Origin of the sequence: Xenorhabdus thuongxuanensis, assembly GCF_001908095.1 — a bacterium.
GTDB lineage: Bacteria > Pseudomonadota > Gammaproteobacteria > Enterobacterales > Enterobacteriaceae > Xenorhabdus > Xenorhabdus thuongxuanensis.
This window is the reverse complement of sequence record NZ_MKGR01000049.1, coordinates 1-8596: the sequence shown is the minus strand read 5'-3', so window position 1 is coordinate 8596 and position 8596 is coordinate 1. Positions and strand designations below refer to the sequence as shown.

At 41.0% G+C, this 8596-nt stretch carries 8 protein-coding genes; 4 read left to right on the top strand and 4 right to left on the bottom strand.

From position 1 onward, the window contains the following. Positions 1-199: 199 nt before the first annotated feature. The 4 genes from Xentx_RS17500 to adiA form a co-directional block, all read right to left on the bottom strand. Complete coding sequence (locus Xentx_RS17500) at positions 200-961, bottom strand: enterotoxin A family protein (RefSeq protein ID WP_074021791.1); 762 nt, start codon at positions 959-961, stop codon at positions 200-202. Between the two features lie 60 nt (positions 962-1021). Next, positions 1022-1411, bottom strand: coding sequence for a hypothetical protein (locus Xentx_RS17495; RefSeq protein WP_139292530.1), 390 nt, complete (start codon positions 1409-1411; stop codon positions 1022-1024). Positions 1412-1681: 270 nt separating this feature from the next. Beyond that, a complete protein-coding gene (gene adiC, locus Xentx_RS17490) occupies positions 1682-3025 on the bottom strand; it encodes an arginine/agmatine antiporter (protein ID WP_074021789.1) in 1344 nt (447 codons plus the stop codon). Positions 3026-3042: 17 nt separating this feature from the next. Then, a complete protein-coding gene (adiA, locus tag Xentx_RS17485; RefSeq protein WP_074021788.1) occupies positions 3043-5316 on the bottom strand; it encodes an arginine decarboxylase in 2274 nt (757 codons plus the stop codon). 541 nt (positions 5317-5857) lie between these two features. On the opposite strand from adiA, the gene Xentx_RS17480 reads away from it, so the two are divergent. From Xentx_RS17480 to Xentx_RS17460, 4 genes are all read left to right on the top strand, one after another. Then, positions 5858-6190, top strand: coding sequence for a phage holin, lambda family (locus Xentx_RS17480; RefSeq protein ID WP_074021787.1), 333 nt, complete (start codon positions 5858-5860; stop codon positions 6188-6190). Further along, positions 6171-6566, top strand: a complete 396-nt coding sequence (locus Xentx_RS17475) for a structural protein (protein ID WP_074021786.1) — start codon at positions 6171-6173, stop codon at positions 6564-6566. The genes Xentx_RS17480 and Xentx_RS17475 overlap by 20 nt, the downstream gene beginning before the upstream one ends. A 279-nt stretch (positions 6567-6845) precedes the next feature. Beyond that, positions 6846-7061: a transcription antiterminator/RNA stability regulator CspE gene (cspE, locus tag Xentx_RS17470; protein WP_074021785.1), complete on the top strand. Its 216-nt coding sequence runs from the start codon at positions 6846-6848 to the stop codon at positions 7059-7061. A 605-nt stretch (positions 7062-7666) separates the two neighbouring features. Then, positions 7667-8521 (top strand): condensation domain-containing protein, encoded by an 855-nt coding sequence (locus Xentx_RS17460; protein ID WP_074021783.1) that lies wholly within the window; start codon positions 7667-7669, stop codon positions 8519-8521. The last annotated feature ends 75 nt before the right edge of the window (positions 8522-8596 follow it).

The window sequence follows — 8596 nt, the reverse complement described above, 5'->3', positions numbered from 1 at the left end:
TTTCCTTATTTAAGTTACGTATATTAGCTTGAACATCTATATCGTAACGGAAAGGTGTTTTTCTTGGTATAACCCTTGAACTCCACCCGCATAGCGGGTGGTTTTATGTTTAAGAAGCTAACGCATCTTAAACTGGCTAAAGCCATAATACTAATCACTCCACCTTTGAACAGGTGGAGTGAAATTAAATTGAACACTATTACAAAATAGTGACGTTTAAAAAAGTGATTGTCGATAAGCTGTCATGACATATCTTTAATTTTTTTAAGAATGGGTATTTATCGTGAGTACTGGCTGTAAGACGAACAGAATAACGCGGGAGAGACAGATTAAGAGCACAATAAGATACAGATGTGATTATTTCATTTTGTGGTTGGGAGTGCTGTATATAAGGGCCGGCATTTGGTCCTGTTTGAACCCCTCGGTACAATGTATTAGGTATATAACCCCCTCTTTCAACATAATCTCCTGCACCCTGATCATACACATACTCCTGCATTCCATAAACTTGTTCGATACTAATACCGCCAAGTGCCACATATTCTGCCTGGTGCCCAAAAGTATTAATCAGATTCTGATAACGGCTATCATCTGTCTGCTGATAAAGGTACTCTAATGATAAAAGCACACTATAAAAATTGGGGGTTGGCCGTATATCATAAATGTAGAATGGCTCGTGAGCCTCATTGAAATCGGCGCCCCACTCAAAAGCAAACTCTCGATCGGTAGACGTTGACACAAATGCTGAATTGCCACCAATACTCCCTTCCAGATCGACCCCCTGAACATGCTGCACAATATCATCATTCGTTCCGAGGGGAAGAAATCCTCCATCTATGATGATTCTTTCTAGAGGGCGAAAATCCATTCGGTAAACTCTATCAATTGGTGGCTGAGCATAAGATTGCGCTATGTATAAAAATAAAGCGCATAATAAATAAAAGAGTTTTAAAATTCTCATTAAATGTTCCTCACTTGAAATTTTATCAATTTTCAGAGAAACCAGAAAAATGACTCACGATTATGGGAACCAGGTTTGTACTGAATTGAATTTCGGGCCTCTATAGTGACCAGTACCCCATCTGTCACATTCATGTCCCTTTTCATCATCCAAAAGTTGCACCATCTGCCCATTGGCCTGGGCTGCCAAGATAGCTGCATAAGCGAATCGTCCACTATCATGGCCGATATTTAACATATTGTAAGCCCAATAAAATTTGGTATCACTATTATGCCAACTCCGCCCTTTTTTTGATAACCAAACTCCCCATTCATACCATCTATCGGCATTTGACCATATCCCAACCACATAACCATACCCACATTCCATCATGCCGCCGGTTCTGAGAACCAGTGGTTTATGAACAATATTATCAGGTTTTAAAGAATGTGTTGCCTTTGTTATTTTCATATCGTTTGCGCAAGCCGAACAACCCAGAGCTATCATTATCGGTATGAGTAATATATATTTTTTCATAATCTTATTTCTCCAAAAGAAAGATAACAATCTGCAAGGCAAAGCCTTACCATCTGAATCCAGTATGAAATCATTTCCTTTGTTATTTAAATACTACACGCAGAGGCGTCAATATTAGGGCAAGATCACAGATCGCGAATGTTTTTTGATCAAAAAAAAGTGCTGTAATGACAGCACCAAAATAGTGACACCCAAAAATCGCAGTTAAGCTTTTTTATCTAACGGAAAAGGGACAGGATGTTTCGTGTTGTAGTTAAAGGTATACATTGCCGTTATGACCATCATGACAACGAGTGTCCATACCACTTCTTTTGCTCCGGTTCCAAAAACTGCCCAGATACAATAGATAAAGGCAATAAACGTAATAATGATATATCGTGTTTTCTCTTGCCCAAGATGACCATGACCAATTAACAGCAAAGCTGCACAGGTATACAGGTAAGGTATCAAGGTAAAAATAACAGAGACGGAAGAGACCAAGCCAAATTCTTTCGCTGCATTTGGAGAAATACTACTGAGTTGGAAAAGCGTCATTAAGATACCTAAGATCAACAAACCCGCAACAGGAGTTCCTGCTTTGTTTACTTTGGCAAAGATTGAAGGAAACAACCCATCATCTGCGGCAGCTTTGGCTGTTTGCCCTGCAAGCAATGTCCAACCACCCAATGAGCCCAAACAGCCTGCCGCAGCACAAAAGGCAACGACTGCTCCGGCGGTATCTCCCAATGCCAATCGGGCAGCATCACCAAAAGGTGAAGATGAGATTTTCAACGCCGCGTTGGGGATCATACCCATAATCACACTGCTGGACAGAACATAACAGACGGCCGCAATAAGAACACCGCCGATAGTCGCGATTGGTACGTTACGCTTAGGATTTTTAACCACACCAGCCGCGACAGAAGCACTTTCAACGCCAATAAAAGACCATAATGTTACGTTTAAAATACTCTGAATCGCGCCAAAGGTATTCAACCCACTGACGTTCCACGCATCCATATATGTCTTACTGTTGAACCAGAACCAACCCAATACGGCGGTTGCTACAATCGGAATTAATGCTAAGGTTGTCGCTACCGCTTGTACTCTGGTAATAACATGTGGCCCGATAATGTTCAAAATGACAAATATCCACAGTATGACTGTACAAGTGATGGTTAAAATAATGGGATCTTTCAGGACGGGGAAAAAATAGCTTAGATAACCAACCCCAATCACAACCATGGCGATATTACCAATCCAACACGCCAGCCAATATAAAATATTAGTCTGATAGCCTAAAAAAGGGCCAAAGGCTCGTCGCGCATAGGCATAAGACCCCCCCGGGCTGTCATCCAGTGAAGAAATTTTCGCATAGACGATTGATAACCCCACAGCACCAATGATAGTCACCAGCCATCCAAGGATCGCAATACCTCCTGTTGCAGCCAGGCTGGCAGGCAGAAGAAAAACGCCCGACCCCATGATGTTACCTGCAACCATCAGAGTAACGGGGATCAATCCGACTTTTTTTGCCTCTGAAACATTTGCCTCTGAAACAATAGCCATAATTTATCTTCCCATTTTCACTTTTTTATACACATGACGTGATAAATGCCGTTGATAATTTCTGTGCCTTCCGTTTCATGCTCAAAACCAGGAAATTCGTGATCCCATTTTTGTAATGCGTGTAAATATCCAATTTGGGGACTGGTTTTATCACCAAAGTTCTCGCCTGAAAGCAGCATGGGGATACCGGGCGGATATGGGATGATAGAGTTCGCAGCAATGCGATGAGGTAAATCGTCCAGTGCCACCATTTCCACATTATTGGTCACAATGGCCTGATAAGCGGCTCGCGGAGTCATTTCCATTTTGGGTAAACCCGCATATGCCTGATTCAGTTTTTCACCCGGATTATTCTGCCATAAATAATCGAACATTTTATCGCCTAATTCTTTCAATCCTAAATGCTCATACACGTCTGGGTGTTGCTCTACCAAATCTGGCAAAACTTTATTCAAGGGCGTATTAGCATCATAATGGTGTTTGAAAGACAGCAAGGTGTTAAGCAATGTTCCCCATTTTCCTTTGGTGATCCCCATTGAAAATAGGAACATAATTTGGAAGTCCGTGGTGCGGGTCGGTACGATACCGTGCTGGCTTAACCATGCGGTGACTAATGCTGCCGGCACGCCCTGTTTTTTCAACTTACCATTATCCCCCATGCCCGGAGCCAATATGCTGACTTTAATCGGATCAAGCATACTCCAGTTATCAGGTAAATCTTCAAATCCGTGCCAATTGTCTCCCGGACGCATTACCCAGCAACTTTGTTCTTTCGTCAGTAGTTCCTTGGGTGCATCCTCAAAAGCCATTTTCTTACCAGTCGCAGGATCCGTCACTTTTTCCTGATTCCAGGGTTTAAAGAACCAATCCCCTTTCTTACTGAAATCTCGATTCAAACGCGCTAATGCCTGACGAAAATCAACAGCTTCTTCAATAACTTCCTGAGTCAATGAGTAACCGCTATTGCCATCCATCATTGAAACCGCGATATCATTTGAAGCGCAAATCGCATACAGAGGAGAAGTTGTTGCATGCATCATGTAGGCTTGGTTAAACCTTGAAAATTCCACAGGGTTGCGTCCGTCCCGTACGTGGATAAAAGAGGCTTGAGAGAGTGCATTCAACAATTTGTGAGATGAATGGGTAGCAAAGACTGTCGGCCCAGAGTGGTTTTTCGGGTTTCCACTCATGGCAAAATGATCATGATAAATTGGGTTAAACCGTGCATAACCATACCATGCTTCATCAAAATGTATTCTATCGACACTTTTATCTAATAATTCCTGTACATGCTTAGCGTTATAACAGACACCATCATAGGTACAGTTTGTCACTACACTATAAACAGGTTTCTGATTAGCCATGTCTTGGATCAGTGGATTTTGCTTCAGTTTTTTCTGTAATGTTTTAGCCTGCATTTCTTGTGGATAAATGGGCCCAATGATGCCATAGCGGTTACGGCTCGGTAGCATATAAACAGGTTTGGCGCCTGTCAGTATCAGCCCTTGTTCAATGGATTTATGGCAATTTCGGTCAATGATGACCACGTCATCTTCGGTCATACAAGCCTGCATAATCGTGCGGTTAGAGCCCGATGTTCCAACCACGACAGAATAAGAATGGTCTGCACCAAATACTCTGGCGGCGTTTCTTTCACTTTCACCAAATGCACCGGAATGATCTAATAGCGAACCCAATGAAGCTCGCTCAATTCCCATATCGGTACGGAAGAGATTTTCCCCATAATAGTCATGATAAAAGCGGCCAACTGGTGTTTTATTAAATCCGACTCCCCCTTGATGCCCAGGCGCCGCCCAGGAATATTCATAGGTTCGGCTATATTTCATCAATGCTGACATTAAAGGAGGCAATAATTGTTGACGATAACGCTGCATGGCTGCAATGGCACGACCAGCAATAAAATCCGCAGAATCTTCCAATATCCAGGCAAATTCAGTTAACTGTTCAAGTAATTCATGATTTAGCAAAAATACCGCTTTTTCCCGATCACTTAACAAAAAGACCGGAACATTTTCCTGTCGTTCAAATAATTTATTGAGTAGTTTCTGTATTTGAAGATATAAATCATTATCGATGAGTGCGCAGCTTATCATTAAACAATCAAACGGTTCATTGGCTGAAATTATTGTATAGCTATCATCAAAAGACTCAGCAATAACCACATCTACGTCTTTCTCAATTAATTTATCAGCCAACCTATGCACAGCATTTTCCACATAGTGACTATGATATCGTGTACCCACCTCGTTTTCTGCTATCAATACTTTCATGACATTATTCCTTACTCTATCTCTAATTGAACTAACAGGATAAATTCAGAGTTACTTGGCAATGATCATCAAATAGTTGACACGAACAGGAAAATTTAACGATGCCAAATAAGTCATGGTAAAAAATTATCAATAATATAATCTTATTAATTAACTATTTGTAAAAATATAGTTTTCTTATTAAAAATCACATTGATTAATATAGTGTCTATTTGAATTTGTGCAATTTAAGTAAATAGGCAGAAATGAATTTATCTACACATAACCAGCGCTATACATATTGAAATAACAGGGAAAATTTCTAATAACCCCTGTTTTAATATCTTATTAAAATTATTTTTTGATTATATTTTCTTTATCCCATCTGTTTTTTGTATATCCAAAATTTTGGCATTTACAGGCTTAGTAAGAACCAGTGCACAATAGCGTAACCATATGGATTTTCTTTACCCGCGTTACTATGGAAGGGTACGGGACGTCATTAAGTAAGTGTTGAAAACTCTACTTCTGTGATGCCTATCATTAAATTATGGGAATAATGATGAAAGAACATCCTGATTTATGGGCCGATTTATTAAACGGCCTAAGAAATGCTTGGCCACAAATTTCTGGCTCTATTTTGGCCGTCATGATTTGTTACGGCCGGCTCATTTATGACGGTGTGGAGCGGAAAAATCGCTGGGTCGAGCCGCTACTATGTGGAGCGTTGTCGTGGGGATTTTCCAGCGGACTGGAACTATTTGGTATTCCAAACAGTATTTCACCTGCACTCGGCGGTGCCATTGGTTTTATTGGTGTAGAGAAAATACGAGAGTTTGCCGTTCGTGCCATCAATAAACGTTTAGGAGATAACAATGACAAGAGGGATTCGTAACCATAACCCTGGCAATATCCGTCATGGAGACAAATGGCAGGGTTTACGTGATATCCAGACAGACAAATCATTTTGTCAATTTGGGGCGCCGGAATATGGTATACGGGCGATGCTAAAAATTCTGCGTAATTATGAACGCAAATACGGGGACAATACTATTCGTCAGTTTATTTCCCGCTGGGCGCCACCGAATGAAAATAATACCGAAGGTTATATCGCTTATGTATGTAAATCAGTTGGCGTAACCAGCAACGACGTGGTGGATGTAGAAAATGTCGCCACAATGAGCCGATTGGTTAAAGCTATCATTCAAATGGAAAACGGCCAACAGCCTTATTCCGAAGAGGTCATTAAGCGAGCATTTGAATTGTTATAAGTTCTAATCACCGCCAATAGGCGGTGATTTTCAACAGTGTCGTATCCCGCCAGATGCTAAATAGTTAAAATATAACTTGCTTAATATTCGTGATCATGCGTTAATAACTGAGTCGGTTTGAAAGACAGACCTCATACAAAGCAGTTTATTAAAGCAATTCTCATCCTCAGGCGTTATCCCAGATATCCCCTTCTTTTTGAGTTTCTCCATTAAGCGCTAAGTAGTTTCTGTAAAACAAGCCATATTCGCCTAAAAAGGCTCAATCAAAGGAAATATCACATGTCTAATAAAATGACTGGTTTAGTAAAATGGTTTAATGCGGATAAAGGTTTTGGTTTTATCTCCCCTACCGATGGAAGCAAAGACGTGTTTGTACACTTCTCCGCTATTCAGAGTAACGATTACCGCACTCTGTTCGAAGGCCAGAAAGTTGAGTTCTCCATCGAGAATGGTGCCAAAGGCCCAGCAGCAGTAAACGTTGTGCCTACAGCGTAAAATCTTCCCTGAATTCCTTCCTCTGCGATAACGAAGACGGCCTCTGGCTTGAGTGGACAGAGTGACGGAATGTCAGAATATTTTCAGTTGCCGGTATGGATAAAACCGGGCCGGTTTCTGAAACACCCCTCTTTAGCTTCATTATCAATAGAAGCGTTCTATCCGTTGAAAGCTTAACTTCCTGAATTTCTAAAATCTTCTGCTCCCACAGTGTTCCCATGCTAGTTAATTCTTTTTCTAGCGAGGGGATATTTATGCCAGATGCCTTCAATACATCGCAAAAAAAATTATGTAAGAACAAAACATTATATAGGGGTTTTGAAGAACTGAATTATTAAGAGCCAATATATGATAACCCCATAGAGCGCCATAAATGTTCTGTTAAACTTCCCAAAAACTCTCCAAATAGCACCCCATCAGAATTTTTAAAAACTCCCATCAAAAATAAACAGTCCAAATCCCTTTTATATCGGAAATTTTAAAAATAAAGTATCTGCTCATAAAGAGTTAGTTCTTCAATATCTCCAGTGTGCAGTAATGCCACATAAATCAAATTTAATTCATTATTAATCCGGTTAACTAGTTTCACGAGCAGGAGTTAAGCAATGTCTACGTCACGCAATAGTACTAACAACGAAAATCAACTTTCATTAGAGAATTCTTCCGCATCTCCCTCTTACAAATTCCCACTCAGTTCTCCCCAGCAAGTCGTCTGGCTCGACCAGCTCTTCCGTCCTCATAGTACCTGCTATAACTTAGGTTCAGTGATTCTGGCTGAAGGAAAGTTGGATGAAGCGCTGTTAGTACGCGCTGTTGAAGCCGTTGTTTATCGCCATGATGCATTGCGTTTACGACTTGTTAAAACTCAGGAATTACCGCTGCAAGCACTCACCGACACTTTGCCTGTATCCGTGCCAATCCACGATTTCTCAGATCATGACAACGCAGAAGAACAGGCTGAAAAATATATCCGTACTGCCTTCACGCATCCATTTGATTTGTACAATGAACTATGGCGTTTTGAACTGATACGGGTGAGTGATAAGCATTGGTACTGGCATTTCTGCTGTCACCATCTCATCGGAGATGGGATTACTTTAGGGCTTATTCCCGAAGAGATAGCCAAAACGTATACTCGGTTAAGCAGGGAAGAAGAATTTACTGAAACGGCGCCCTCTTATCTCGACTTTATTCATGAAGATAATGCCTATTTAAACTCACAGCGCTATCGACAAGACCAGCAATTCTGGTCAGAGCGTTATAAAAACTTACCGCCTGCCTTAATTCAGCCATCAAATTTAGAGAAAACAACAGATAGCGAACATGCCGAACCGCTAATCTGGCCACTGGATAAAACGCTTTTCCAGCGAATCGAAGACACTGTCGCTGCACATGGATTGTCTGTCCTGCATTTTATGTATGCCGCGCTGGCTTGCTATAGCAGAATCAACATAACCTGACATATTCAATATGCTCTGTAAACAACTCATCAACTGAACATCTTTTTTGCCTCCTGATCGCTTTTGCTCCGCCCC

What these genes read in the sequence shown, in the direction of transcription:
- Xentx_RS17500 (WP_074021791.1), bottom strand. Translation starts at nt 961, where the DNA reads ATGAGAATTTTAAAACTCTTTTATTTATTATGCGCTTTATTTTTATAC.
- Xentx_RS17495 (WP_139292530.1), bottom strand. Translation starts at nt 1,411, where the DNA reads ATGAAAATAACAAAGGCAACACATTCTTTAAAACCTGATAATATTGTT.
- adiC (WP_074021789.1), bottom strand. Translation starts at nt 3,025, where the DNA reads ATGGCTATTGTTTCAGAGGCAAATGTTTCAGAGGCAAAAAAAGTCGGA.
- adiA (WP_074021788.1), bottom strand. Translation starts at nt 5,316, where the DNA reads ATGAAAGTATTGATAGCAGAAAACGAGGTGGGTACACGATATCATAGT.
- Xentx_RS17480 (WP_074021787.1), top strand. Translation starts at nt 5,858, where the DNA reads ATGAAAGAACATCCTGATTTATGGGCCGATTTATTAAACGGCCTAAGA.
- Xentx_RS17475 (WP_074021786.1), top strand. Translation starts at nt 6,171, where the DNA reads ATGACAAGAGGGATTCGTAACCATAACCCTGGCAATATCCGTCATGGA.
- cspE (WP_074021785.1), top strand. Translation starts at nt 6,846, where the DNA reads ATGTCTAATAAAATGACTGGTTTAGTAAAATGGTTTAATGCGGATAAA.
- Xentx_RS17460 (WP_074021783.1), top strand. Translation starts at nt 7,667, where the DNA reads ATGTCTACGTCACGCAATAGTACTAACAACGAAAATCAACTTTCATTA.